Origin of the sequence: Streptomyces celluloflavus, assembly GCA_000720995.1 — a bacterium.
GTDB lineage: Bacteria > Actinomycetota > Actinomycetes > Streptomycetales > Streptomycetaceae > Streptomyces > Streptomyces celluloflavus.
In genome coordinates this window covers 1-26,977 of the sequence record JOEL01000071.1, presented here as the reverse complement: position 1 = coordinate 26,977, position 26,977 = coordinate 1, and the positions used below count along the sequence as shown (strand labels likewise).

The window sequence follows — 26,977 nt, the reverse complement described above, 5'->3', positions numbered from 1 at the left end:
CGAGTGTGCTGTGGGCCCTGCTGCGTGACGGGCGGCTCTTCACCTCCGCCCCGCCGGTCACGCAGGCGGCTTGACTTCATCATTGAGACTCCTCGACAGTGATTGACAGTTGATAGTCATGAATGTGACTAGTCAGATTCATGAGTACTATCATGAGGCGGGTTCCGTGGACAGAGGTGAGAGGGGGCGGGCCGATGGCGCTGCGTCATGCCGTGCTGGCGGCGCTTCTCGACGAGGAGTTGAGCGGGTACCAGCTGGCCAAGGCGTTCGACACGGGTGTGGCGAACTTCTGGCACGCACTGCCGCAGCAGCTGTACGCCGAGCTGGCCAAGCTGGAGAAGGAAGGGCTGGTCGCCGGGCGGGAAGTGGTTCAGGACACCCGGCCCAACAAGCGCCTGTTCCAGGTCACCGATGCGGGGCTGGCCGAGCTGGACGAGTTCGCGACGGCCACCGCCAAGCCCTCCTTCATCCGTGACGACCTGTTCGTCAAGGTCCAGGCCGCCGACCACCTCGACACCGATGTGCTGGTCGCCCAGCTCACCGAGCGGGCCGTCTTCGCCGAGGCCAAGGCCGAGCTGTTCGACGTACTGCTGCGGAAGATGCGCGGCGACCGCGACGAGGAGGAGTTCCTGCGGCACGGCGAGCGGATCGGGCCCTATCTGACCTGCCGGCGTGGTCTGGACTTCGAGCGGAGCAACCGGGACTGGTGCCGGCGCACCGCGGAGGTCCTGCGGGAGAGGCAGGCGGCCCGTGCCCGGCGATAGCCCTCTGCGGTTCGTCGCCCTGGGCGACAGCCAGACCGAGGGCCTCGGCGACGGCGACGACACCGTGGGGCTGCGGGGGTGGGCCGACCGGCTCGCCGAGCAGCTCGCGCTCCACAACTCCGGCGTCCGGTACGCCAATCTGGCCGTACGCGGCCGTCTCGCCCGGCAGGTCCGGGAAGAGCAGCTCGCAGCCGCCCTCGCCCTCCGCCCCGACCTGGCCACCGTCGTCGCGGGAGTCAACGATCTGCTGCGGCCGCGGTTCGACGCCGACGAGGTCGCCGGCGAGCTGGAGGCGATGTTCGCGGCGCTCACCGCGCAGGGCGCCCGCGTCGCCACGCTCACCTTCCCCGACATGGCGCGGATCACCCCGCTCGCCCGCCCGGTCAGCTCCCGCATCAGCGCCCTGAACCACCGCATCCGGCAGGCCGCGCACCGGCACGGCGTCACCCTCGCCGAGACCGCGCACCACCCCGTGGTCACCGATCCCCGCCTCTGGAGCCCCGACCGGCTGCACGCGAGCCCACTCGGCCACGAGCGGATCGCCGCCGCCGTCGCCCACGCCCTGGACCTGCCGGGCAGCGACGATTCGTGGACCCGACCGGTGGCCGGCCCGCGTCCCGCCACCCCCACCGGATGGCGCACGGCGGCGGACGAACTGCGGTGGGCCGCCTCCTTCCTCGGGCCCTGGCTCGGCAGGCGCCTGCGCGGCCAGTCCTCCGGCGACGGGCGCACCGCGAAACGTCCGGACCTCCGTCCCGTACACACCGTTCCCGCACGCGGCGGGGCGGAGTGGAACGGTGCGGGAGACGCTCCCTCTAGCTCCTGAACAGCCGGGCGCGCCCCTGAAGCGCTCACCGAACTCCCTTTGCCTGCCGGACAGTTACGACAGGCCGCCGACCGGCCGGCCCCGCCGCCGCGCAGGTGGCCGACCCGGTCGGTGGCGCCGCGGCCGGCCCCCTGAGCGACCGCGCGAGTACGGGGACTGAGGCCGGAACGCACGCACAGGGCTTCACAAAGACCTCTGACACCGGCCGTTGGTCCGTCGCGAGCGCCACACACCCGGCGCATTCCGGCCACCCCGTGGCCGACGCAAGCCCCTCCGTCGCGATGTTTGGTAATGAATGGATCAATATTTCCAAAAGTTAGGTTAGGCTAAGCGAAGTCAGGGGCAGCAAGCAGCCGTCGCCGTTGGAGGCATTGTCGGCTGCCAGTCAGACCTAGGAGTCATCCGCCGTGCGTTCCCTTCGCTTCCGTAAGTCCCTCGCCGTGACCGGCACGATTCTGTGCGCGGGTGCGGCGCTGAGCGCCTGCGGAGGATCCGGCAGCGACAAGACGTCCGACGCGGACAAGGCCAAGGGCAGCGTCACCGTCGCCACGAGCAAGGGCGAGATGACGGTGCCGCTCAAGCCCGCTCGGGTGGTCGCGCTGGACAACACCTCCTTCGCGACGCTCAAGGCGTTCGGGGTCAAGCCCGTCGCCGTGCCGAAGACGCTGCTCCCCAAGGAGGGGTTCGAGGACTGGAAGAGCGACTCCTCGATCGGCGACGCCGGCAGCCACCGTGAGCCCAAGTTCGAGGCGATCAACGCGGCCGAGCCGGATCTGATCGTCGGCGGGTACCGGTTCTCCAGCCACCAGGACAAGCTGTCCAAGATTGCCAAGACCGTCGACGTCGCGCCGTCCGACGAGGCCAAGGGCGGGTACGTCAACTCGCTCAAGACGCAGACCGAGGCACTGGGCAAGATCTTCGGGCAGGAAGCCAAGGCCAAGGAGATCGTCGCCGCACTCGACAAGGCCAAGGACGCCGCCGCGGCGGCCACCAAGGGCGAGAAGGTCTTCCTCGGGGTCGCGAGCGCCGGGAAGATCGACAACGGGGCCAGCCGGATCGGGCGGCTCATCGAACCGCTCAAGCTGAAGAACGTGCTCAGCGCCGAGGGCCAGGACAGCAACTCCGTGCACAACAACTCCGGGCTCGCTCCCGAGACCGTCGCCCAGCTCAACCCGGACTGGATGATCCTGATGGACCGGGACGCCGCCGTGACCGACCCGGGCAAGGAGACCGTCGCCGCGAAGAAGCTGGTGGACGGCATAGAGGCGTGGGAGAAGACCACGTTCCGCAAGCAGGGTCAGGTCATCTACCTGCCGGCCGACTTCTACGTGACCGAGGGCGCGCAGTCCTACACCGCGGCCTTCGACCAGGTGGCGACCGCCTTCACCAAGGCCGGCTGAGACTCCCCCCTTGCAGGCGCGGGCCCCCGGCCGTCACGGTCCGGGGGCCACGCGCTCCCTCCGCACCCCCGCCCGGAAGCCCCATGCGCCGACTCCCCCTCGCGCTGGCCGCACTCTGTGTGCTGGCGCTGATCATCGCCTCGCTGCTCGTGGGCGGCTACGACATCGACGTACCCGCCCTGTTCACCGACCCCGACGCCCGGAACATGTTCGTCATCTCCCGGGTGCCGCGCACACTCGCCCTGGTCTTCGCCGCCGCGGCGATGGCCGTGTCCGGTGTGGTCATGCAGATGCTCGTACAGAACCGGTTCGTCGAACCGACCACCACCGGGACCAGTGAGTGGGCGGCGCTGGGCATCCTGCTGCTCACCCTGCTCATGCCGGGCGCGCCGGTGCTGGTGAAGATGGCCGCGGCGAGCGCGTTCGCGTTCGCCGGTGCGCTCGTCTTCCTGGGCGTACTGGGCCGCATCGCGCTCAAGTCGCAGGTCATCGTGCCGATCGTGGGCATCATGCTGGGGGCGATGATCAGCGCGGTGACGCTGTACATCGCCAACACCACCGAGCTGATGCAGATGCTCGCCACCTGGCGGTCGGGCGGGTTCAGTTCGGTGGTGCGCGGTACGTACGAGCCGCTGTGGGTGGTCGGGATCATCGTCGTCGTGCTCTACCTGGCGGCCGACCGGTTCACCATCGCGGGGCTCGGCCGGGACATGGCCACCAGCCTCGGACTGCCCTACAAGCGGATCCTGTTCATCGGCCTCACCATGGTCGCCCTGGCGACCGGTGTCACGGCCGTCGTGGTGGGCTTCATCCCGTTCCTGGGGCTGATCGTGCCCAACATCGTCTCGCTGGTGCGCGGTGACGATGTGCGCAAGAACCTGCCGTGGGTGGTGCTCAGCAGCGTGGCCCTGATGATCACCTGCGATCTGGTCGGCCGGATCGTGGTGTTCCCCCTGGAGATCCCGGCGTCGGTGGTGCTCGGCGTGGTCGGGGCGGTCGTGTTCGTCGCGATGATTCTGCGTCAGCGAGGTAAGGCACATGTCTGAGTCTCCTGTGACGGCCGCCCCGGACCGGCCTGGCCCGCCGACGGCGGCAGCGGCATCCACGGCACCGGGATCGCCGTCGGCCGGGGCGGGTGCGGGACGCCGGAGGCTGTCGGGGGGTGCGCGGGTCGGCGTGGCCGGCGCCCTGGTCGCCGTCGCCGTGGTGTGCTTCCTCTTCCTGTTCGTGCAGGGGTCGTTCGAGTTCGCCATCGAGCGCCGGCTGACCATGCTCGGCACGATGGCCGTGGCCGCGTTCGCCCAGGCCGTGAGCACCGTGGTGTTCCAGACCCTCACCCACAACCGGATCCTCACCCCGTCGATCATGGGGTTCGATTCCGTCTACACCCTGATGCAGACCCTGCTGGCCTTCGTCTTCGGCGGCAGCGTGCTCGCCGCCACGGACGGACTGCCCAAACTCGTCACCCAGACCGTGCTGATGGTCGGCTTCACCACCGTGCTGTTCCGCTGGCTGTTCTCCGGGCGGCGCGGCAGCCTGCATGTGCTGCTGCTGGTGGGCGTGGTGCTCGGCCTGGCCTTCGGCAGTCTGTCCGTCTTTCTCCAGCGGCTGCTGTCACCCGCCGAGTACGACGTGCTCTCGGCCCGGCTGTTCGGGCGGCTCAGCAGCGCCGAGGCGACCCATCTGCCGCTGGCCGGTGCGGTCTGCGTGATCGCCGGGATCATTCTCTGGCGGCGTCGCCACCTGCTCGACACGCTGCTGCTCGGCCGCGACACCGCGACGGGCCTGGGCATCGACCACAAGCGCGAGCTGACGCTGATGCTGCTGCTGATCTCCGTACTGATCTCGCTGTCGACGGCGCTCGCGGGCCCCATGACGTTCTTCGGGTTCGTCGCCGCGATGCTCGCCTACCAGATGGCCGGTACACACCGGCACACCATCGTGCTGCCGATGGCCTTCCTGATCGGACTGCTGACCCTGGTGGGCGGGCAGTTCATCATGGAGCACGTCTTCTACGCCTCCGGCATGCTCACCGTCGTCATCGAATTCCTCGGCGGGGCGGTCTTCCTCGTCCATCTGCTCCGGAAGGGCACCCTGTGATCGAGTTCACCGGCATCCGCAAGGCGTACGGCGAGCAGGTGGTGCTCGGGCCGGTCTCCGGCCGGATTCCGGCGGGCGGTATCACCTCGCTGGTCGGGCCCAACGGCGCCGGCAAGTCCACGCTGCTGACCATCATGGGCCGGCTCACCGAGCCGACCGAGGGCACCGTGACCGTCGACGGGCTCGATGTGCACAAGGCCCCGTCGCAGGACGTGGCACGAGTGCTGTCCATCCTGCGGCAGGAGAACCACTTCACGGCCCGGGTGACCGTACGTGAACTGGTCTCGTTCGGGCGCTTCCCGCACAGCAAGGGGCGGCTGACCGCACGCGATATCGCGCATGTCGACGACGCGCTGGACTTCCTGCACCTCGGCGAACTCCAGCACCGCTACCTCGACCAGCTCTCGGGCGGTCAGCGCCAGCGTGCGTACGTGGCCATGGTGCTGGCCCAGGACACCCGGTACGTCCTGCTCGACGAGCCGCTCAACAACCTCGACATGAAGCACTCCGTGCGCATGATGAGCCAGTTGCGGCGCGCCGCCGACGAACTGGGCAAGACGGTCGTCCTGATCATCCACGACATCAACTTCGCCGCGACGTACTCCGACCGCATCATCGCCCTGCGCGACGGGCTGATCGCCGCGTCGGACACGGCGGCGGGCATGATGCGCGCCGAGGTGCTCAGCGAGGTGTTCGACACCCCCGTCCAGGTCCATGAGGTGGACGGGAAGCGGACCGCGGTGTACTACCGCTGAGTCCGGGCGGGGCCCGCGGCCCGGTCACAGGCCCTCACCGGCCGGACCGGGCCGAGCCGAGCCGCCGCACCGGCAGCCCCGGCCCGTCCCGGTCCGATTCCTCAGACCCGGTACGCCGCGACGTACCGCCGCGGATCGCGGGCCAGGTCCCTCTCCCAGCGTGCGGCGCACCGTTCGGCGAAGGTCTGCCCCGTCTCCAGTACCTCGTCCAGCGGGTCGAGGTACTCCAGCACCTTCGGGCGTTCCAGGCCGGCGGCCACCCGCGCCCGCAGCCCCTCCCGCGCCAACCGCACCAGTTCGGCCGCGAGTTCGTGGACGCGGTCGCCGCCCAGCAGGGTGCGCAGCCCCTCGGCCGGCAGCTGCTCGGTCGCCGCTTCCTGCTCGGCGACGCCGTAGCGCCCCAGCAGTTCCCAGGCGGCGGCCCGGGACGCCGGGTGGTAGCACAGGCCCGTCCACAGTGCCGGTACGGCGGATATGTACGGGTACGGGGGGCCGTCCGGCGCGCGCAGTTCCAGCGTCCGGCGGGGTCTGACGTGCGTCCAGATCTGCGTCATATGGGAGACCCAGTGGTCGTACGTCACCGTGCCGCCGTCGTCGAAGCCCTGCTCCAGGACCGCGGCGAACGGCTTGTCGGGGCCGGGCCGGAGCCGCCCGGCGCGGTCGCGGTAGAAGATCATGCGGCGCCGCAGCGCCCAGTCGATGACGGCGTCGAAGTCCGCGTCGCCCTCCAGGGCCGCCCGCAGGACACCGCAGCGCTGCGGATCCGTCCGCAGCCAGTCGTATGAGCGGTGCGAGAGCAGGCCGTCCAACTCCCCTGCGTATAACGGTGAGTTGACGAAGAGTGCGGCGACCACGGGGGAGGCGGCCGTCAGCATCCGCAGTTTCCGGGCGAAATCCTCCTCGGAGAGCGGGTCCAGATGGACCTGGGTGGACATCGACAGGGACAGGATGCCGGGCGCCCTGCTGCCCACCGCGCCGAGTCCGGCGAAGTAGGCGCGCATCGGCACCCCGCGGCTCAGCGGCATCAGGGGCGCGCTCTCGACCCGGTCGAAGGGCAGGGTCGCACCGGGCAGGAGCGCCAGGCCGAAGCGCCCCAGCAGCTCCGCCAGCCGCTCCATGGTGCGCCGCAGCTCGTCCACCGCCGTGACCACATCGGCCGCCGGGGGCGCCGAGTACTCGAACTGTCCGCCGTGTTCGAGGCCGATCAGCCCTCCGTCCGCCAGTTCCACACCGATCAGTTCCCCGTCGTTGTACTGGGCCTTTCCCTCCCATTCCGCGAGCAGCGCCGCCAGCACGGCCTTGATGCCGCGCCGGCCCCCGAAGGCGGCCCCGAGACCGGTCTCCGGGTCGACGACACCGCACTCGATCTCCAGCCCGACCTGCTCCGACGCAGTCGCCGGCGGGGTGAACAACGATCTGAGATCATCCCGCCGCAGCGTGCTCCTACCCATCAGCAGTTCTCCTCGCCTCATCGCCGACGTGCGAGCCGGGCCGCGCACCGTCCGGAGTCCCGCCCGGCCCGCCGTCCCACGCACGGGCCACGGGGGGAGCCGTTGTGCACAGAGGTGCGCGGCAACACCAGCGGTCAGTGAACCCCACCCCCGGGGGCACGGCCAGTAGGCAGTGTCGGCCACGGGGAGGCATCCCGGCCCGGTCGCCGGGCCCGGCCGGGCCGCCACCGGCGTCCGCCGCCGCCACCGCCGTCGCGGCGCCTTTCGCCGCCGGGCCGGGGAACCGCCGGTCAGGTCGCGTACACGCGCCGTACGTTGGCTCTCGGCGCCGGCTGTGTCCGCCCGGCCGGGCCCGCGGCGAAGGCACGGAGCAGATTCTCGGTCGTCCGGATGACGAAGGCTCCCGTCCGCGCGTCCATACCGTGATTACGGCCATTCTCGCGCGTCCCCGCCGTGAGCGCCTCGACCCAGCGCATCGTCCCGGAGGCGAAGACGCCCGCACCGCCGGGCACCGTGAAGTACGCGGAGTCCGCGTGGCTGCGCCGTCCCTTGCAGACCAGCGGCGAGTGGGCCACGATCTCCAGCTGCTCCGGGGTGGGCGCCCCCGGGGTGACCCGGTCGTACTCCACCCCGACCAGATGGCCGAAGGAGTCGCCCCGCCGCACCCCCGTCCCCGCGAAGAGCCAGTGGTCGTCGCTGTGCACGACATAGGGCGCGTCGGTGGGGTAGCCCTCGTAGAGGACGCCGGTCAGGGCGGACTCCGGGTCGGCGGCGGGCGCCTGGCGGAAGTCGTGGGTCGGCAGGGCGCGGTCCGCGGCGAACTGCGGGTCGTCCCGGTAGTCGGTCTTGTAGCAGACCACGGTGCGGCCCGCGCCGGACGGTCCCGGCGCCAGCCGGACGCGGCGGAAACACGTGTTGGCACCGAGGAAGGCCACGTTGGTGCCCGCGTCCCGCGCCCGGGTCAGATGCTGCCGCTGCTCCGGGGTCCAGTACTCGTCGTGGCCGAGCACCACCACCGCCGTGGCCCCGCGCAGCGCCGAGGGCGCGCCGTGCACGTCCAGCCCCGTGGTGTACGCCAGCGGGATGCCCAGCCGTTCCGCGAGGACCACCGCCGGCCGCTCGTACACCAGGAACTTCTCGGCGCCGTTCGCGTCGTACGGCCGGTCGAAGGCGACGGCCAGCGACCGGGTCGCGTACCCGCCGTCCGCGCCCTGGTAGAGGCTGTAGCCGCCCCAGGTGTTGTACGCCTGCCAGGTCGCCGCCGCGTGCATCAGCACGGTGGCGCCCGCCGCGCGCGCCGAGCGCACGATCAGGGGGACGTAGCGCTGGTGCCCGTGCTCCGCGTCCAGCCGGAGCAGGTAGGCGCCGGGCGGCCAGCCGTCGGTGCGCACACCGAGGGTGCGCTGCCAGTCCGCCCGGACGCTCCGGGTACCGGCGAGCAGCCGCGCGGGGCGCTGCCGCCGCCCCACCGTCCGGTCTGAGCGCCAGACCAGCCGGGCCTGCGCGCCGCCGTACCAGCCGACCCGGTAGGCCGAGACCCGGAAACCGGGTGCGGTGGTCGAGACGTACAGCCCGAACTCCTCGCCGGGCAGGACGCTCACCTTGTCGGTGTAGCCCTGGACCGCGTCGGGCGGGCCCACCGAGCGGATCCGCCAGTCGGGGCTCCCCCGCAGTGCGCCTTCCGGGGTACCGCCCGAGGGGGAGCCGCAGCCGGCCGCCAGTCCCACCGTGAGGCCGACGGCCCCCGCCGCGGCGGCCCCGAGGAAGCGCCGGCGGGCCGGCCCGTCCGGCGCGGTGCGCCCTCCCCCGCCGTGGCGGCGATCGCCGTGCTCCGCGTCCTCACTCATCGCCCGCTCCTGCGCGTCCGGCCCACTGCGGTCAGCACGATCATCCGGTGCCGCGCACCGCCCCACGACCCGGGACGTCCACCTGCGCGAACGGGGGCGGCCCCGGCCCGACCCTGATGTGACGCGCCTGATGTGACGCGGCGCCGCCGTACCTCCGCGGGATGACGGCCGCCCGTCCCGTACCTCCCGGGGTCGACCCCGGAACCCGACGGTGATCTGACGACTGCCGCTTATTCCGTTCCTACGCTCAGGAACAGCCCCGACGGCACCGCGACGCCGCTCGGGCCGCACCGGCACGAGGAACGATGACGACATACCGCTACACCCTGGCCGACTTCTCCGGGCAGCTACGGCAGCTGGTCCTCACCGGCGCCGCCGTCGCCGTGGGCGTGGCCTTCCTGATCGCGTCGGTCAGCGGCAGCGGCGCGCTCGTCGACTCCTACCGCCAGTCGGCCGCCGCCGAGGTCGGGCCCGCGGACGTCCAGGCCACCCCTCGTACGGCGCAGGGGCAGGCGGTGGGCCTGACCGACGGGACGGCCGAGCGGGCCCGGCGGGTGCCGGGGGTGGCCGCGGTGTCGCTGCGCCTGGCCGGCCAGGGCGGCGTCCGCACCCCGGCAGGCCGGCCGCTCGACGACACCGCCGTGGCCAGCTCCGTCGCCGCCGACCCGGGCCTGCGCTGGCAACTGCTCAAGGACGGCAGGTGGCCGAGCGCCCCCGGCGAGGTACTGCTCGACGGCGACACCGCGGAGCGGCTCGGTGCCCGCCCCGGCGCGACCGTCCAGCTGACCGGGGCCGACGGCGGCACCGTCACGGCCGTGCTCTCCGGCACCCTGGACGGCCGGGGCGCGCCCAGCTTCGCCGGCCGCCCCGTCATCGGCGTACCCGCCGAGCGGATGAGCCGGTACGCGACCCGGATCCTCGGCACCCAGCTCGACATCCGCGCCGCCCCCGGTGCCTCGCACGGCCGGGTCGCGGAGGCCGTCGGCCGGGCCCTCGACGGCCGGGCCGAGGTCCGCACCCGAGACGGTTCCCGCGCCGAGGCGACCCGGCAGAGCCGGACCGTCTACGGGGTGGTGCTGATCGCCGCCCTGTCCTTCGTACTGATCGCCCTCGCGGTGGCCCGGATGGTGGTCAGCAACACCTTCTCGGTCGTCCTGGCCCAGCGCACCCGCCAGTTGGCCCTGCTGCGCTGCATCGGAGCCGACCGGACGCAGGTGCGGCGGGTGATCCTCCGTCAGGGCCTGCTGCTCGGCACCGGTGCCTCCGCCGCCGGGGTGCTGCTCGGCACGGCGCTGTGCGCCGCAGGCACCGCGCTGCTCGGCACTCTGGATCTCGGCCCGGTGCGGCTCTCGCTCACCCCCGCCCCCGTCGTCTGCGTACTGGCCGGACTCTTCGGCGTACTGCTCACCGTCCTGGCCGTCCGCGGCCCGGCGAAGGCCGCCTCGGCGGTACCGCCGATCGCCGCGCTCGGCGGCGCGCACCAGGCCGCCTCCCGCCCGGCGGCCCGGCGCGCCGCGGTCTTCTCCGGCCTGCTGCTGGTATGCGGCACCGCCCTGCTGACCGCCGGGGCCCTCGCCGGGCCCCCGCTGTCCCTGCTCGCCGCGACGACCGGCGCCATCAGCACCTTCTTCGGTGTGCTGCGCCTGTCCCACCGGCTGCTGCCGCCGATCGTGGGCGCGCTCGGCTTCCTCGCCCGGAAGGCGTGCGGCACCACCGGGCGCCTCGCCACCCAGCAGCTGCGGCGCAATCCGGGCCGGACCGGTGCCACCGGCGCCGCCCTGCTGCTCGGCGTCACCGTGATGGTCTCCGCGGTCACCGCGCTCGGGATCACCGGCAACTCACTGGTGCCGCTGGTCTCCGCGCGGCAGCCGGCAGACTTCTCGGCGACCGGCGGCAGCGGCCCGCTGCCCGCCGGGGCGCTCACCGCGCTCACCGCGGAGCCCCGGCTCGACGTCACGCCCGTCCGCTCGGCCACGCTGACGGTCGACGGCCGGCGCACGGTCGTGGTCAGCGCCGATCCCCGGCTGCTCAACCCCACCGCCGACGGCGTCGAGCGGGCCGGGCACCTGCCGGACGGCACCGCGCTGACCGTCCTCGGCGGCGATACGGGCACACACCGGGTGACCGCCGCCGGCCGCCCCGGAACCACCCTGAGGTTCGACGGCGGCCGGGCCTCGCTGCCGCTCTCCCTGCAAGCGGGCGCCGCCCTGTATGTGACACCGGCGACCATGGACCGGCTCGCCCCCGGTACGGCCGTCACCACGGTGTGGATCGGCCCCGCCGAGGGAACCGACCGCCTCGCGGCCCGCCGGGCCGTGGACCGGGCACTCGCCGCCTACCCGCAGGTCAAGGTCACCGACACGACCGCCCAGGTGGAGAGTCTGCGGGCGCTGCTCGACCGGATGATGCTGATCACCATGGCGCTGCTCGGCTTCTCCGTGGCCATCGCGGGCATCGGCGTGGCGGCGACCCTGATGCTCGGCGTCAGCGAACGCGCGCGGGAGATAGGCATGTTGCGCGCCATCGGTCTGTCCGGGCGGCAACTGCGCGGCATGCTCACCCTGGAGGCCGTCCTGCTCTCACTGGCCGGCGCCCTGGTCGGCACCGTCCTGGGAGTCGGCTACGGCTGGACCGCCGCCCGGTCGGTCACCTCCGCGGTCGGCACCGTCGGCGGCCCGCCCGTCCTGCCGGTGCTCGGCGTGCTGGCGCTGACCGTACTGATCGGCCTGTCCGCCGCCGTCCTGCCGGCACGCCGGGTGCGGCGGATGACGATCGTGGCCGCGCTGCATACGACGTGATCGGTGGGTGCGCGCGGCGGGCCGGTGGGCGCGGTGTGACCGGTGGGACGACGCGCGCTGCGTGACCGGTGGGCACGGTGGGCCGTACGCGGGCGAGGGGAACGGGACGATTCACCGCACGGCGGTGGACCGCGGCCGATTCACCGCACGACAGCGTCACCGCCGATTCACTGCATAACACTGGCGGGGCCGACTCACCGCGCGGCGGGCAGACGGCAGGCCAGCCCCGGGTAGTCGAGGACGAGCCCGTCCCGTCGAACTCCACCTCGCTGCGGAAGTCACCCGCCGCGTACCGGACGCGCGCGCCACGCTCGGTACGCGCGAGATGGGTGAACGTCTGCCGCGTCGGCCGCACCATCAGATCCGGCACCAAGACCCAGGCCATCAGGAAGTCCCGCTTCCCAGCCCCAGATGGGGCCCGTGCCGGCGCACCGGCATGGTGTTGGTGAGCGGACACAGACCCAGATCGCAGCGAGCGCCCCATCGGCACCGTCCACCGGCCGTCGTCACCGCGCCGCAGATCGATTTCGCGGGTGCGCGTGGACGTCTCCGCGCGCACCCACAGCCTCCGCGTCACGAAGTCCCGCCCCGTTTCGAGCTCGTACGAGATCCAGTACGTCTCCAGCACGGTCCCGACCGCCCGCCCCGGACCCGCAGAACGCTGCCGTCACACTCGACCCAGGAGGTCTCACACCCCTTGCTCTCGGTAACTTCCCAGGTGGGAACGTGGTGCGTGCACATCCCCCCACCCTGACGAGCGGGGGCGAGAGGGGAAGGCTTCGGGCGTACACAGGCTCACCGCCAGCTTCTCCAGCCGCGCCCGCCACCTGAGCGCCCCGGGCGCTCCCACAGGCCGACGACGGTTCTCGCTGCCCGCGGACGGGGGCGAGAACCGCCGTCGGTGAGGATCAGTTGTAGCGGTTCAGCATGAAGACGTTGGAGAAGGTCCAGCCGCTGGGGGTACTCCAACTGGGGACGGCAAAGTTGAAGCCACCGGTGGGTGTGGCCGTCCAGGTGAACATGCGGACGGTGCCGTCGGCGTACCCGTACATGGCGCCCAGATCGTCACGGCCGTCGCCGTCGTAATCACCGGCGACGATCTTCATATGGGGGTAGTACCAGTTGCCGGCCGCAGAGTTCCAGGACTGGACGGGCTTGTTGAAGCCACCGTCTCCGGTGCCTTTGCTGATCAAAGTGTGCAGAGCATCGTGACCGTCGGCGTAGTCGTACCAAGCCACCACGTCGTCCTTGCCGTCCCCGTCGAAGTCCCCGGCCTGGAGGTAGGTGCGGTTCCAGTCACCCCAGCCGGTCACGGTGCTGCCCCAGGACTGGATGCCCGGGGTGAAACCACCGGTGGGTGCGGTGAGAAAGGTGTGCATCTTCACGCTGCCGTCCGGGTACCCGTACAGCGCCGCGAGGTCGTCACGGCCGTCACCGTTGAAGTCACCGGTCACGAACTTACTCTGCGCGACGTCCCACCAACCGGCCGGCTGAGTCAGCGAGCCGAAGGGGTGGTTGAAGCCACCGCGGACATCCGCGGTGAGGGTGAACAGCACGTCCGAGCCGTCACTGTAGGCGTACCAGAATGCGAGATCGTCACGGCCATCGCCGTTGAAGTCGCCGCTGTGCAAGGTGATGTGTTCGGCATACCAGCTGCCGGCGGGCGCGCTCCAGGAACTGAAGGGTGCGCTGAATCCGCCGTCGGGCTTGCCCAAGGCGGTGAACACCTTCACCTTGCCCCCGCCGTAGTTGTAGAGCACGGCCATGTCGCCCCGGCCGTCGCCGTTGTAGTCGCCCGTGGCGAACTGCATGTGCTGCACATTCCAGCTGTCGACGGCGGAGCTGTACGAGGAGAACGGAGGCTGGAAGGTGCCGTCAGAGTTGGTCAGGAAGGTGTGCAGGGCGTCGTGCCGGTCCGGGTAGTCGTACCAAGCTGCCATATCGCTGCGTCCGTCACCGTTGTAGTCATGCCGGATCGCCGTTCCGCTGCTCCACTGGGATTGGCTCTTGACGTTGTAGACCACAAGGTTGCCGCGGTCCTGCAGCAGGGCGTAGCCACCTGGGGCCTTGGTCTGGGACTCCCACGTTTTCGTGCTGCCATCGGGCTTGTAGACCACGAGGTTGCCATCGGCTTGCATGAGTGCGGTGGAGCCCGGGTTGCCCGCGGTCTTGGTGGACCACAGCGTCTTGCCCGCATTGGAGATGACGGCCAGGTCACCGTCGTCCTGCATGGTGAGCTTGGCGGAACGGGAGGTGAACGAGTCACCGGGGTTGAGCCGAGTGCCGGCGGGAATGCGGGAGCCGCCGACGATCCCGTCGATGGTGAAGGCGGACGCGAAGCCGGTGAAGTCCCTGCCGGTCTTCTTTCCAGGCCAGCCAGTCATGGTGTTGTCGGCCTTACGGGCCCACAGGTCCGGGATACCGTCTCCGGTCACGTCACCGGAGGAGCCGAGGACCGGATATGTATGAGCGGACAGGCCACTGCTGACTTTGACGAGACTTGCTGTGCCCCAGGTGGCCGGATCGAGGACACCCTTCCTCTCGCCTTGTTTGCCGTAGGCACACCACAGGTCGCCGGTCGCGTCGTCACGGAGCCACAGATCGGCGAACCCGTCGCCGTTCAGATCACCGGGCGCGATGACCGTGTACTTGTTCCAGTCCTTTCCACCGACCAGGACCGGGGCACCGACTCGGTCCAGGAACTCACTGCGATTGCCGTAGTAGGCCCACAGCAGCTTTCCCTGTTTGACCAGGAGATCAGGCATGCCGTCACCATTGAGGTCGCCGGGAGCGATGATCTGGTCGGCGTCGCTCCAGTGGTCGTCGCCGGCGCTGCATCCGTCCGGGTCGTCGTCGCTGCCGGGTTGCTTGTCGGGACAGGCCACGGTGAGTGGATGCTTGCGGTCGGGCGAGGCGATCCCGGTGCCGTTGTTGGGGTAGATCCAGAGTTGGTTCCTCTTGTCTGCGGCGTTGTATTCGAGCGCGATGAGATCGTTGTAGCCGTCACCGCCCCAGTCACCCCGCGAAGCGACCTTTCCGCCGTCGAAGGACTGGCCACCATTGGTGGCTGTCGAGAACTGACTGTTGCCCTGGCCGGCGTAGGTCAGAAGTGTTCCGTTGGAGTCGACGCTCCAAATGTCGTTGTTCATATCGCCGTTGAGATCATCAGGGCCGTCCCGCTCTGCGGAGCGTGCGGCGTAGTACACATACGTAGCGGTATCCGACCGGTTCTTGGCCTTGTCGATGCTGAACGCGTAGATGAAGTGCGGTCCGTACCCTGGCGGTTTGAAGGTGGGGGGTGAAGCCGCCGCAGTGGCCACGTCGATGTATTTCACCTCGGGGTCGTAGTCGCTGTACCAGCCGTACTGAACCACGTCGGTGGCACCGTTCGGGGAAAGATTGAGATGACCGACGGTGCGCGCTTTCCCGGTGCCTGCGGGCCAGCCGTTCTCGCCGTTCGGAAACTCTGCAGAGCCGACCGTCGGCGGCTTGGACGGTCTTTCACGGTCGACGGAGAACGCACAGGTCCTGCTCCAGGAGGAGTATGCGCCTTGGGCGTCCTTGGCTCGCACCTTCCACTGGTAACTCCCCGATGGGACAGTGGAGTCGGGAAGGGGAAGAGTGACGGACCGCTGCTTCATGGCGCTGAGTGACTGATCCAGCACCGGAGTGGTGGAGCCTGACTTGAACACCTGGAACTGGGCGGTGAGGTTGCCGGCGTCCTGGTCATCCACCGTGGCGAAAAGGCTTACCCGGGTGTTCCCGATGAGGCCCCCGCCGTCACAGGAGGTCTTGGGGTTGGTCCCCAGCGCGTAGGGCACCTTCGGGGGATGGTTGTATCTGATTTCCAAAGTTGCGGTTTTCGGGTCGAACTTTTTCCAGCTGAATTCGTTTCTTCTGTCCTCATCACCTGCTGTCGCCGACATTCCAAAAGTTACGCTGGACCATTTCTTGGTCGCCGCCTCGCGCACCTTTGATGTCGTGTCGAACTCCAGATTACCCGCCGGACAGTCATTACTCCCCTGCCACCCTTTGGCGTCGTTCACCGTGGACAGAGGTTGCGCCCCTATACGACCCGGCTGATTGTTCCAGGTGGTCTGGCGGGAAATTTGCCCGGTGTGCCAGATCTCCACAGGCTGCGCCCGGCAGGACCAGGACCACACGTTCCTGATGCGGAATGTCGCTTGCCGGACATCCGCTCCCTTGACGTCGCTGGTATCCATCTGGAAGAAAGACCGGGACAGTCCATTCGTCTCGTTCTCGTAGCCGACGCGGGCCACCTCCTTCGCGTTCCAGAAGGAGGAGGACGGGTACTTTCGGTAGACCCGAGTCCAGTTCTGCCGGTGCCCCCATGCCGTACTCAGCGTCGGGTCGATATAGACCGGGTAGGTGGTATCGCTCGCGCCCAGCAGCTTCTGGTCGGGGGAGAACTGAAGTGTGTCTCCGGTGACAGTGGCGGGCATCTGCGCGTCTTTGGCACCCGGGGCAGGCTCGAAGGCGTCATCTGCCGCCGCCTCGGCCGGGGCGGCGGCACCGGCGGCCCGCTGTTTCACCGCTGCACCGCCCTTGACGGTGGAATCCCACATCAACGGCGTGGGGCTGGTGAACACATCCTGCCCCGCCGGGTCGACCGCGGTGATACTGCCGGTCTCCCCGTCGGTGGACACCGTAAGGCCCACCGTGTCCAACTTGAACTTCAGCGAGGCAAGTTGGGGGTTCTTGGCAGCTTCCGCGTTCCTCACCACGAGTAGCTGCGAGAAGCCATTGACCTCGGCCTTGAGTTGCAGGTCGACACCCGGAAGTATCTCGCCATATGTAGCCACATTCGCCTTGAGCGTCGGCTTGGGCAATGCCGTCGGCCACGAGAGCGTCAACGTCCGACCGTCCTTGACTCCGGACAGCATGGGCCCACTGCCGCCGCCAGAGAAGACGACCGCGACATTTGCGGCCTTGGGAACCACGGTTCCGTCGTCCGCGAAGACCAGTGACGGATCACTGGCCACCCACTCGCCCTCTCGCCACAGCCGAATCGGCGCGCCGTACCGCTTGACCGAGAAGGTGCCGTCCGGGTTGGCCCAGGTGTCGGACGACTCCGTGCGGGCGGAAGTGACTTCCGTGGGCGCTCCGGATGACTGCGCCTGTTGCAGGGCTTGGTCCTCTTCGCTGACCGATCCGTCGCCGGCGGACGCAGGGGATGCAGGGAAAGCGGCGGAGGGCTGTGGATTGACGGGGAACGGTGCGGCCGCCGCCGTGCGGGCAGTAACGCCTGATGCCAACATCGCCGTGGCTGCGGTGAGAGCGATCAATCCGGCTCTTCGTCGGCTTCCTGGCGGTCTCCTGCGGGGCACACTACGCACGTTTTATCCCTTTCCTGGAGAGGAAAATGCTGCGGTGACCTTATATGTGACCCCTCTGCGGCACACCAAGTGATCTTTCGGCCACAACTCCACCTCCGGGTACTAGAGGGCGCATATCAGGCAGTTCGCATGTAACGGGAATCAGGCCAAAGAATGTGCCTGATCCGGCATTGGCGATGAGTTGGGTGATGACCAACTCTTGAACCCCCTGTTACTGTTCGCCGGTCATTTTGGGATTGCGCAAGGGGTGGGGCGTGAGCCGTTTCGGCATGCGCGGATTGGCGGGATCGGTCGCCATCGCCGCGATGATGGGGTTGTTGCCTGGGCAGGCGGTATCAGCGGTGCCGGAGAACCCCGGCTCCGCGTTGGCCGCCGGGAGGCCGGCCCGCCTCCAGCCCCCGACGGTTCCCGTGAAGCCTCTCGCCACCGGAGGCAACAAGCACTCGGGCACCTCACCGGCCCCTTCCTGGCAGGCTCCGAAAGTGAGGTGGCCCGCAGCGGGAAGCACCGAGGTGGCACTGGACCCCGCCGACTCCGAAGTCACCAATAGCCTGTCTTCCCAGGGAGCTTCCGGCAGACGCGCGGATACGCTCCCCATCACCGTCACCCCCGCTCGTCCCACCGCCCGCTCCGCTGCCGCGGACCCGACGAAGGTCAAGGTGACGCTCGCGGACCACGGCGCAGCCCGGAAGGCCGGCATCGACGGACTGCTGCTTTCGATGACCCGTACGGACATACCTGCCTCGAAGGGCAAACCTGTCCCGGTCCGGATACAGGTCGACTATTCGTCCTTCCGTGGCGCCTACGGGGGTGACTGGGCCTCACGGCTGCGCCTCATACAGCTGCCGGGCTGTGCGGTGAGGACCCCCGAGAAGGCCGAGTGCCGCGTCCAGAAGCCGCTGCCCACAGAAAATGACACCCGGTCAGGAAAACTATCGACGGCGAGTGTCACCCTGGCGACGCCTGACGCCGGCGCAGGCACCGCGAGAGCGGCGGTGGCGCCGACGGTCTTGGGCGCTACGGCCGACTCCAGTGGCAGCTCAGGAGACTACAAGGCGACCAATCTCAAAGCGTCGGGCGCATGGAGCCAGGGTGGCGCGTCCGGATCGTTCAACTGGTCCTACCCCGTCGGCGTACCCGGTGTTCCCGGCGGCCTTCAGCCCTCGGTGTCGCTGAGCTACTCCTCGCGCAGCGTGGACGGCCTCACCGCGGCATCCAACAACCAGCCGAGCTGGATCGGTGACGGCTGGAGCTGGGAACCGGGGTTCATCGAGCGACGCTACAAGCCGTGCAACAACGACAAGGAAGGCAGCACCAACACCACCAAGGTCGGCGACCTGTGCTGGTTCAACGACAACGCCACCATGTCACTGGGCGGCAAAAGCACCGAGCTCGTCTACGACAAAGACAAGAAAGAGTGGCACCCGGCCGATGACGACGGTGAGAGGGTCGAGAAGCTCACCGACGGCCACAACGGCGACGACAACGGGGAGCACTGGAAGATCACCACGGCCGACGGCACCCAGTACTTCTTCGGTCTGAACCGCCTTCCTGGCTGGAAGGACTCCAGCACTCCGGAGACCAACTCGACGTGGACCGTTCCCGTCTTCGGCAATCACCCCGGTGAACCCTGCTACCAGGCATCTTTTGCCTCGGCCTGGTGCCAGCAGGCATGGCGCTGGCAGCTGGACTACGTCGTCGACCGGCACGGCAACGCGATGGCTTACCACTGGAAGACCGAGTCCAACAACTACGGCCGAAACGTTTCCGAGACCACCGGCAAGGCAACCGCCACCCCCTATATCCGCGGCGGCTGGCTGGACCACATCGATTACGGCCTGCGCAGCGACGACAGCTACACGGGCAAGGCCATGGGCCGGGTCGCGTTCGACGTGAAGGAACGCTGCCTCACGAACTGCGGCACCTTCAATGAGGACAACGCAAAGTACTGGCCGGACGTCCCCTACGACCTCGAATGCAAAGACGGCACGGAGTGCAAGGACCGGTACTCGCCCAGCTTCTGGTCCCGTAAACGGCTGAGCGGCATCACGACCAAGGTGCTCACCGGAGGCTCCTACAAAGACGTCGACTCCTGGACACTGGAGCAGGACTTCCCACCCGCCGGGGACGGCATCTCGACCCCCATGTGGCTGAAATCCATCACCCGCACCGGAAAAACGGCGGGCAGCGAAACGCTGCCGTCCGTCACCTTCGAACCGGTACAGCGAGACAACCGTGTCGACAAACTCGGCGACGGCCTGGCCCCCTTCGTCCGGCTGAGACTCTCCCGTATCAATACGGAGACCGGCGGGGCCACCTCTGTGAACTACTCGGACGTCGGTTGCACCGCCGCCACCTTGCCGGCCCCGGACGCCACCAACACCACGCGCTGCTATCCGGTCAAGTGGGCCTACGAGGGTGAGACCGCCAAACAGGACTGGTTCAACTCCTATGTCGTCACCCAGGTCTCCGAGAGCGGCGGCGTCAAGAACTCGCCCGAGACGACCACTGCCTACAGCTATCTCGACGGCGCCGCCTGGACCAAGAGCACCGACGAGCTGACCAAGGCAGAGGACCGCACCTACTCCGTCGCCCGCGGCTACAGCCGCGTACAGGTCCGTACCGGCGCGCACACCGACCCCAGAACGCTGTCGGAGACCCGCTACTTCCGCGGCGTGGACGGCAAGGCCGTGAAGGACTCCGCAGGCGAATCAGTCACCGACCGTGAACAGTTCGCCGGTCTGGTCCGTGAGAAAGCCTCATTCAACGGCGACGGCGGCCCCCTGCTCGCCGCCGCTTCCTACATACCGTGGCTCTCGGCCCCGACAGCTTCCAGGACCCGTAACGGTCTGCCGGATCTCGAGGCGCACCATGTCGGCACGCAATCGGAGAGAACCCGCACGACCACGTCAACGGGAGAGCGCAAGACCTCGCTGACCCGCGCCTTCGACGCGTACGGCATGGTCGCCTCCGTCTCCGACCTCGGCGACAGCGACAAGACCGGCGACGAACTGTGCACGACAACCACGTACGTCCGCAATACGAACGCCTGGCTGCTGAACCTGGTGTCGCGCACCGAGACCGTGTCCGTGCCCTGCGACGCCGCCGCCACCCGCCCCCAGGACACGATCAGCGACACCCGTACGTACTACGACGGCGCGACCTCGCTGACCGCCGCGCCCAGCCTCGGTGACGTCTCCCGGACTGAGCAGATCAATGGCAAGGGCGACGGCTACGACACCACCGCCAGCACGCCCACCACTTGCGGCACGGCCAAGAAGCAACTCTGTTACGACATCTACGGACGTGCACTGGCGGTCAGTGACACCTATGGCAAGACCACCACCACCACCTACACACCCGATACCGATGAGGTGCCCGCCAAGACGGTCGTCACCAACCCTCTCGGCCACCAGACCACCACCACGCTGGAACCGCTGCGCGGACTGCCCGCCGAAACCACGGACGCCAATTCCCGTGTGACTACCAACAGCTATGACGCTCTCGGCCGCCTCACAATGGTGTGGACCCCAGCCCGCCCGGCGTCCGCCAACCCTGACTCCCCCAGCTACCAATACAGCTACCAGGTCCGCACCGACGGCCCCGTCATCGTCACCACCAAAGCCCTCAACCACAACAGCCTCTACCAGGTCTCGTACGCGTTCTTCGACGGACTGCTCCGCCCGTTCCAGACCCAGGCCCCCGCACCTGACGACTCCGGACGCCTGGTCACCGAGACCTTCTACGACAGCCGCGGCCAGGCATGGCGCGATTCGGGCACCTACTACGCGGACGGCAAGGCCGAACCAAGTGCGGTGACCGGCCAGGAAACCTTCTACCCGGCCTCTGTGGACACCGAGTTCGACGGCGCGGGACGCCCGAAAGCCGTCATCTCCCGCAAGTTCGGTGACGAGACCAAGCGCACCACCACGACGTACACCGGTGACACCACCACCGTCGTCCCGCCCAAGGGCGCGACGGCCACAACCACCGTTGCCGATGCCCGAGGCCGCCTCGTTGAGGTGAAGCAGTACACGGACAGCGACCGCACCACGTGGAATTCCACGGGCTATACGTACGACAGCCTCGGCCGACTGGCCGAGGTGACCGATCCGGCGAAGGCCACCTGGAAGTACCGCTACGACGCACGCGGCCGCACCATACACGCCGACGACCCCGACAAGGGGGCCACGGACACCACCTACGACAAGGGTGATCGCGTCACGGACGTGAAGGACGCACGTGGCATCACCCTGCACACCGACTACGACGGCCTCGGCCGTCGAACCGCCCTCACTCAGGGCACCACCAAGCTCGCCGAGTGGACGTACGACACCGCCACCGGCGGCAAGGGGCAGCCCGCGAGCAGCACTCGCTACGTCGACGGCGCGGCGTACGTCAGCAGGACCACCGCCTACAGCACCCTCTACAAACCGTCCATCACCGAGGTCACGATCCCCGCCAAGGAAGGCGGACTGGCCGGCACCTACAAGTGGAGCACCGCCTACTACCAGACCGGCCTGCTCAAGTGGGTCCGTCAGCCTGCTGTCGGCGGTCTGCCGCAAGAGGATGTGTCGCCCGGCTACACCGCCAACTCCGGCCTGCCCAGGACGCTGACCGCCGGGTCCGACCCCCTCGTCTCCGACACCAAGTTCGACCACTACGGACGCGTCCAGATCGCGGAATACGGCGAGTTCGCCAAGCACCTCAACAGCAGCTACACCTATGACGACCACACCGGCGAACTCGTCCGCTCCTTCAACGACCGCGACACCGCTCCGCAGCGCATCGACGACACCCGCTACACCTACGACCCGGCAGGCAACACCACCGCCATCGCGACGTCGTACGGCCAGGACGCCGCCCGGGTGAGCGACAACCAGTGCTTCACGACCGACGCCCTGCGCCGCATCACCGAAGCCTGGACCTCCACCACCGACGCCTGTCCCGCCGCCCCTTCGGCCACCACCGTCGGCGGCCCCGACGCGTACTGGACTTCGTACACCTACGACGCCGCCGGCAACCGCAAGATCGAGACCCAGCACAAGACCGCCTCGGGTCCCGCCGGCGATGTCACCCGCACCTACGCACCGCCGGCTGTCGGCAAGCACAATCTGCCCGCCATCACCCGGACCGGCCCCACGGGCACCGCCGAGGAGAGTTATCAGTACGACCCGACCGGCAACACCACTCTGCGTGCCCTCGGTACCGGCGATGCCCAGAAGCTGTCCTGGGATGCCGAAGGCCATCTCGACTCCACGGCCCAGGGCCCTGCCACCACGAAGTACACCTATGACGCGGACGGCAACCGCCTGCTGCGCAAGGATTCCAGCGGCACCACCCTTTACCTGCCCGAGGGCAACGAGCTCCATCTCCCCAAGACCGGCATTGCTGTCGGTACCCGCTACTACAACAGTGGCGACAAACCCGTCGCCGTCCGCACTGGCGGCAACCTCACCTACCTTCTCGCCGATCCCCACAACACCGTCACCACCCAGATCGACGCCGCGAACCAGGCCATCACCCGCCGCAAAACCACCATCTTCGGCGCCCCTCGCGGCCCCGAACCCACCGCCTGGACCGGCGACAAGGGCTTCGTCGGGGGCACTGACGACGCGGACACCGGTCTCTCTCACCTCGGCGCCCGTGAATACGACCCCGCCACTGCCCGATTCATCTCCGTCGACCCCCTCATGGACCTGACAGACCCCCAACAAGTCCATGGCTACACCTACGCCAACAACAATCCGCTGGCATTCACGGACCCTGACGGCCTCATGCTGCTCGGCGAGGACGGGCTTGGACACGGGCTCAAGCACAAGACCGGCGGCGGCATGGAGCTCGTCGAGGAAGAACGTGCCAGCAAGCCCTGGACGAACGGCAGCAATGCTCCCCGGAAAGACAGCGGCCACAGAGGAAGCAGCAGACCGAAGAGCGGCGGGAACCAAGACAGCGGCGAATGCGGATTCTTCGATATCAAATGCGGAGTCAAGGACCTCTTCAAGAGCGGCTGCGATTTCTGGGACGCCAAATGCAGCCTAAAGGAGAATGCGGCCGCGTGGGGAGCCGTCTTCCTTCCCGACGCTGACGCCTGGAAGGGCTGCGCAGAAGATTTCGGATTCAACGCCAACTGCGGCAGCGCAGCCACGGACCTCCCTTGGGGAAAGTACCTCAAACTCCTCAAGCTAGGGAAAAGGGAGGTGAAAGGCGTCGAAGCACTGTCACACTGCAAGTGCTTCCTGGCCGGCACCGGCGTCCTCATGTCCGACGGCGCGACAAAGAACATCGAAGATATAAAGATCGGCGACAAGGTCCAGGCCACCGACCCGGAGACCGGCGCATCAGGCACCAGGAAAGTAACTCGCCGCATCGTCACCGACGACGATAAACAATTCAACAAACTCTCCATCGCCACCGCCGAAGGCATCGAAACACTCACCGCCACACACGAGCATCCGTTCTGGTCGCCCTCCGAACACCGCTGGACCGAAGCGCGATCCCTCCAACCCGGCATGACCTTGCTCACGAACGACGGCGACACCGTCATCGTGGCCAAGAACCAGCCTTTCGCTAAGCATGCGCGGACCTACAACCTCACGGTCGAGGGCTTGCACACGTACTATGTGCTGGCGGGGCGGACGCCGGTCCTGGTTCACAACTCAAACTGCGACCCCTGGACCTCTTACCGGAAATTCGATGCCGGTGGTCATCCAGTGGATGGAACCCGAGTGCCAACGAACGAAGCACTCGACGCGGCTGAGAGGTGGGTTGGGCCCGGCTATTCCGAGCCCGTGAAGGGCAGTGGGCGATACGTCTCAAAGGACGGCACGCGCGTTGCCAGGATGGGCGAATCGGATATCACTGGACAGCACGGCGGTGGTCCTCACATGAACTTTGAGCGAATGGTGCCGAATCCGAGAAAGCCTGGCAAATCGATGGTTGTCGAAAATCGACACATCTACCTCGAATAGAACCTGCAGGTGAGGGGCCGTCGAATGAGACCTCGGCGGCATCTCGCTGCGTCACAACGGGAAGTGATGGTAGCGATGGATCGTGTGATCGATGTTCCAGAATACCGCGATGGCGAAGGGCTGCGTTTCGTCTGGGAAGATGGTTTTGAAATTGAATTGACGGTCAGCTTGACGGAGGTGGTCATCAAGGCGAATCGCGCCGGATTGACTTCACTGGCACGTCATCTATTGACCCTTGCTCAGCAAGGTGTTCATGAAGGTTCCCATATTCACCTAACGGCAGATCAGGAGATCGAATCTGAAACCGACCTCATTCTTGAGCGGGTGGAGGGAGATTGATCTTCTTGTGTCGGGCAGACCGTTGACGGCAACGGGTGACGGCAACGTCGGCGGACTGTTGCCGAGCATGGAGCGGCGCCCACGCGCGATGGCACCGAGCTTCTGCGCCATGCCCGACGTCGGCCCAAAGCGACGTACCGACACTGGAAACGCACGTTCTGGGGCGGCGGGGGACTGTCCGTGCTCGGTCAGTGGGTGAGCTGTTCAGAGTTTCTTTACTGGTCCAAGGGCGCCTCGCTGACGCGGGCCGCCACGCGCCGAGTGCTCGGGGGCCGCCGCCCGCTCCTGTCTACCGCCCCGCTGGCGACGGCCCCCGAGCACTCGGCGCGCAGAGCCCAGAGGCATAGGCCGGACTGTCAACCGGAGGCCCCGCTGTCCGACCGCTCAGCAGCAGACCGGCCGGGTTCCCGAGAGGCCGTCCGGCGAGCTCGTACCGGCGGCGTCGACACCCCGGCGGAGCTGTCGTCCGGAACGCGGCCGTTGTGCCTGGCTGGGACCGTAACGATGGTGATAACTGGGCTGGTGCCGGTGCGGGGTTGAGCGAGACACACGTGGCGGGTGATCGGTCGGCGCGCGCTATCGTGGCTGACTTTCCGTGGCTGAGGCTAGAACCTGATGGCCATGAGCCCGGCACGCACGTGCTGGCCCGTCTCTGCCGGGGCTGACGAGGACGGGGAGCCTCGATCGGCCGTGCCCGGCAGGGACGGGAGTCGGGTGGGTCAGCACGGTGCGGCGCCTGGGCGAGCGGGGCGGGCCACGTTTGCCGCCAGGTCCTCCAGGGCCGGGTGATGATCTCCCGATAGGTGTGGTGGGATGGGTTCTGGCCGCAGTGACGCAGTACCCAGTTCTGCGGTTCTGCGACGTCCTCGCTTGACGGTGAGGTCTCTCCGTCCACGGCGCACTGCATCGCGTACAGGACCGGCTCCGCGTCCGGCTCGCGGTCGGGCTGGAGCGCCCAGGTCTCGTAGCGCAGGACCGAGCGAGGGGTCACCGTCCCCACCTCTGGTTGGCCACGGCAACCTTCGCGCTCAACTCCTCCGTCGGAGTTGGCGTACGTACATCCTCGGGCGGCACGTCCCGCTCCCGGCCACCGCGTGGCGGTCGAAGCTGTACGTACGGCCCCTCATGCCCCATCACCACGCCCACCTTGCCGCTCCGCCGGTCGACCACCAGGGCGCCGGCATCGGGCGAGACGGTGTGCCCGTCGGCATCAGGGGTGGGGGACGTCATCGTGGCCACCCCGGCGAGGCGGCGCGTGACCGGGCGTCCAGTCGCAGGTCGGGAACACATGGGGTGGCGCTCATTCGCACGGTGAGGCTCCTCGGCGGCGTTGATGCGTGCCCCTGGGCCTGTTGGTGCCGCAGGGTCGGCACCGATCCTCACGTCGGTCACCGGGACGAAGGAACCTCCACCAAACCCCACTTCGGGACGTCCCACACCTTGTAGAACGTCCCTGATGCCGTCCTGAGACGAAGGGGGAGACTCGTGCCGAACAAGAGACTACGAGCTGTCATGTCGGCGGGAGGCTGGACGTACGCCGCACTCGCTCAGCAGGTCGAGGTCGACCCCAAGTCGGTCGAGCGCTGGGTGAACCTCGGGCGTATCCCACGTCGTGCCACAGCCCTCCAGGCGGCCAAAGCCCTGAGAGAAGACGTGCACGCACTCTGGCCGGCGCTCCGCCAAGCCCGCCCCGCCCGCGCCATCAGCCCCGAACTGGTCGCGCTCTACGAACAGCGGGCCGACCTTCCCGTCTCGACGTTCACCGACCTGATGGCCCAAGCCCGGGAACGGATCGACATCCTCGTCTACGCGGCCGTCTTCCTCCACGAGGCGTACCCGCGGCTGAACGAACTCCTCACCGAACGCGCCGCCGAAGGCTGCACCGTCCGCATCGCGATCGGAGACCCCGACAGCGACAACGTCCAAACCCGCGGCCAGGAAGAGCGGTTCGGCCACGGCATCGAATCCCGCTGCCGCCTCGCACTCATGCACTACAGACCCCTCGCCGCCACCCCGGGCATCGAAGTCCGCACCCACGGCACCACCCTCTACAACTCCCTCTACCGCGCCGACGACCAGCAACTCGTCAACGCACACGTCTGGGGCGTCAACGCCTACACCGCCCCCGTATGGCATCTTCGCCGACACCAGGAGAGCGGCATGTTCGACACCTACGCTGAGAGCTTCAACGCCGTGTGGGCGACGGCCACCCCCGTACGAGAGGAAGGCTGATCGTGGCCCGCACCGAGTACTACGACGACCCGAACTCGCCTAAGAGGATGTCTCACGTGGTGATGCTGTGAGGTGCGGCATCATGGCTGTTTGTGGGTGTCGATCTGTCGCAACGGCTGGTTCCTGATGGTCTGTGG

General features: G+C 68.4%; 15 protein-coding genes and 1 pseudogene. 10 read left to right on the top strand and 6 right to left on the bottom strand.

What is annotated here, in order from left to right:
• Window positions 1-194: 194 nt before the first annotated feature.
• The 6 genes from IH09_RS33915 to IH09_RS33890 all read left to right on the top strand — a co-directional run bounded on the left by IH09_RS33915 (window position 195) and on the right by IH09_RS33890 (window position 5,845).
• A complete protein-coding gene (locus IH09_RS33915; protein ID WP_052861428.1) occupies window positions 195-764 on the top strand; it encodes a PadR family transcriptional regulator in 570 nt (189 codons plus the stop codon).
• Complete coding sequence (locus IH09_RS33910; protein ID WP_052861426.1) at window positions 751-1,590, top strand: SGNH/GDSL hydrolase family protein; 840 nt, start codon at window positions 751-753, stop codon at window positions 1,588-1,590. The genes IH09_RS33915 and IH09_RS33910 overlap by 14 nt, the downstream gene beginning before the upstream one ends.
• Before the next feature lie 407 nt (window positions 1,591-1,997).
• Window positions 1,998-2,990, top strand: coding sequence for an ABC transporter substrate-binding protein (locus IH09_RS33905; protein ID WP_052861424.1), 993 nt, complete (start codon window positions 1,998-2,000; stop codon window positions 2,988-2,990).
• 83 nt (window positions 2,991-3,073) lie between these two features.
• Window positions 3,074-4,036, top strand: coding sequence for an iron chelate uptake ABC transporter family permease subunit (locus tag IH09_RS33900; RefSeq protein WP_052861423.1), 963 nt, complete (start codon window positions 3,074-3,076; stop codon window positions 4,034-4,036).
• Window positions 4,037-4,166: 130 nt separating this feature from the next.
• Window positions 4,167-5,090, top strand: coding sequence for an iron chelate uptake ABC transporter family permease subunit (locus IH09_RS33895; RefSeq protein ID WP_242640637.1), 924 nt, complete (start codon window positions 4,167-4,169; stop codon window positions 5,088-5,090).
• Window positions 5,087-5,845 carry an iron ABC transporter ATP-binding protein gene (locus IH09_RS33890; protein ID WP_052861421.1) on the top strand — a complete coding sequence of 253 codons (759 nt, stop codon included), beginning with the start codon at window positions 5,087-5,089 and terminating at the stop codon, window positions 5,843-5,845. The genes IH09_RS33895 and IH09_RS33890 overlap by 4 nt, the downstream gene beginning before the upstream one ends.
• Before the next feature lie 101 nt (window positions 5,846-5,946).
• Here the strand turns inward: IH09_RS33890 and IH09_RS33885 are convergent, their stop codons facing one another.
• The gene (locus IH09_RS33885; RefSeq protein ID WP_052861419.1) at window positions 5,947-7,296 is read right to left on the bottom strand and encodes a glutamate-cysteine ligase family protein; all 1,350 of its coding nucleotides are present in this window, start codon (window positions 7,294-7,296) and stop codon (window positions 5,947-5,949) included.
• Between the two features lie 290 nt (window positions 7,297-7,586).
• Window positions 7,587-9,143 carry a N,N-dimethylformamidase beta subunit family domain-containing protein gene (locus tag IH09_RS33880; protein ID WP_190233495.1) on the bottom strand — a complete coding sequence of 519 codons (1,557 nt, stop codon included), beginning with the start codon at window positions 9,141-9,143 and terminating at the stop codon, window positions 7,587-7,589.
• A gap of 305 nt (window positions 9,144-9,448) precedes the next feature.
• Here IH09_RS33880 and IH09_RS33875 point away from each other — a divergent pair, with 305 nt between their 5' ends.
• Entirely contained in the window at window positions 9,449-11,941 is a 2,493-nt protein-coding gene (locus IH09_RS33875) for an ABC transporter permease (protein ID WP_052861417.1), read from the top strand.
• Window positions 11,942-12,245: 304 nt separating this feature from the next.
• Here IH09_RS33875 and IH09_RS40415 read toward each other — a convergent pair.
• A pseudogene (locus IH09_RS40415) lies at window positions 12,246-12,500 on the bottom strand (hypothetical protein); the annotation flags it as partial.
• 349 nt (window positions 12,501-12,849) lie between these two features.
• Window positions 12,850-17,247: an FG-GAP-like repeat-containing protein gene (locus IH09_RS38440; protein ID WP_110952771.1), complete on the bottom strand. Its 4,398-nt coding sequence runs from the start codon at window positions 17,245-17,247 to the stop codon at window positions 12,850-12,852.
• A gap of 305 nt (window positions 17,248-17,552) precedes the next feature.
• Between IH09_RS38440 and IH09_RS33860 the strand changes: the two genes are divergently transcribed.
• On the top strand, window positions 17,553-24,269 hold the full coding sequence (locus tag IH09_RS33860) for a polymorphic toxin-type HINT domain-containing protein (protein ID WP_190233494.1): 6,717 nt from the start codon (window positions 17,553-17,555) through the stop codon (window positions 24,267-24,269).
• A gap of 75 nt (window positions 24,270-24,344) precedes the next feature.
• Entirely contained in the window at window positions 24,345-24,608 is a 264-nt protein-coding gene (locus IH09_RS38435; RefSeq protein ID WP_110952773.1) for an Imm32 family immunity protein, read from the top strand.
• 289 nt (window positions 24,609-24,897) lie between these two features.
• Here the strand turns inward: IH09_RS38435 and IH09_RS40920 are convergent, their stop codons facing one another.
• Both IH09_RS40920 and IH09_RS38425 read right to left on the bottom strand, forming a co-directional pair.
• Window positions 24,898-25,599, bottom strand: a complete 702-nt coding sequence (locus IH09_RS40920) for a DUF7848 domain-containing protein (protein ID WP_446750517.1) — start codon at window positions 25,597-25,599, stop codon at window positions 24,898-24,900.
• Window positions 25,596-25,838, bottom strand: a complete 243-nt coding sequence (locus IH09_RS38425) for a hypothetical protein (RefSeq protein WP_205379532.1) — start codon at window positions 25,836-25,838, stop codon at window positions 25,596-25,598. The genes IH09_RS40920 and IH09_RS38425 overlap by 4 nt, the downstream gene beginning before the upstream one ends.
• Before the next feature lie 282 nt (window positions 25,839-26,120).
• On the opposite strand from IH09_RS38425, the gene IH09_RS33855 reads away from it, so the two are divergent.
• Complete coding sequence (locus IH09_RS33855; RefSeq protein WP_052861410.1) at window positions 26,121-26,840, top strand: XRE family transcriptional regulator; 720 nt, start codon at window positions 26,121-26,123, stop codon at window positions 26,838-26,840.
• Window positions 26,841-26,977: the final 137 nt, after the last annotated feature.

Excerpts from the sequence above, each read along its gene's own strand:
- IH09_RS33915 (WP_052861428.1), top strand. The coding sequence starts at position 195 with ATGGCGCTGCGTCATGCCGTGCTGGCGGCGCTTCTCGACGAGGAGTTG.
- IH09_RS33900 (WP_052861423.1), top strand. The coding sequence starts at position 3,074 with ATGCGCCGACTCCCCCTCGCGCTGGCCGCACTCTGTGTGCTGGCGCTG.
- IH09_RS33885 (WP_052861419.1), bottom strand. The coding sequence starts at position 7,296 with ATGGGTAGGAGCACGCTGCGGCGGGATGATCTCAGATCGTTGTTCACC.
- IH09_RS33880 (WP_190233495.1), bottom strand. The coding sequence starts at position 9,143 with ATGAGTGAGGACGCGGAGCACGGCGATCGCCGCCACGGCGGGGGAGGG.
- IH09_RS33875 (WP_052861417.1), top strand. The coding sequence starts at position 9,449 with ATGACGACATACCGCTACACCCTGGCCGACTTCTCCGGGCAGCTACGG.
- IH09_RS38435 (WP_110952773.1), top strand. The coding sequence starts at position 24,345 with ATGGATCGTGTGATCGATGTTCCAGAATACCGCGATGGCGAAGGGCTG.
- IH09_RS38425 (WP_205379532.1), bottom strand. The coding sequence starts at position 25,838 with ATGACGTCCCCCACCCCTGATGCCGACGGGCACACCGTCTCGCCCGAT.
- IH09_RS33855 (WP_052861410.1), top strand. The coding sequence starts at position 26,121 with ATGTCGGCGGGAGGCTGGACGTACGCCGCACTCGCTCAGCAGGTCGAG.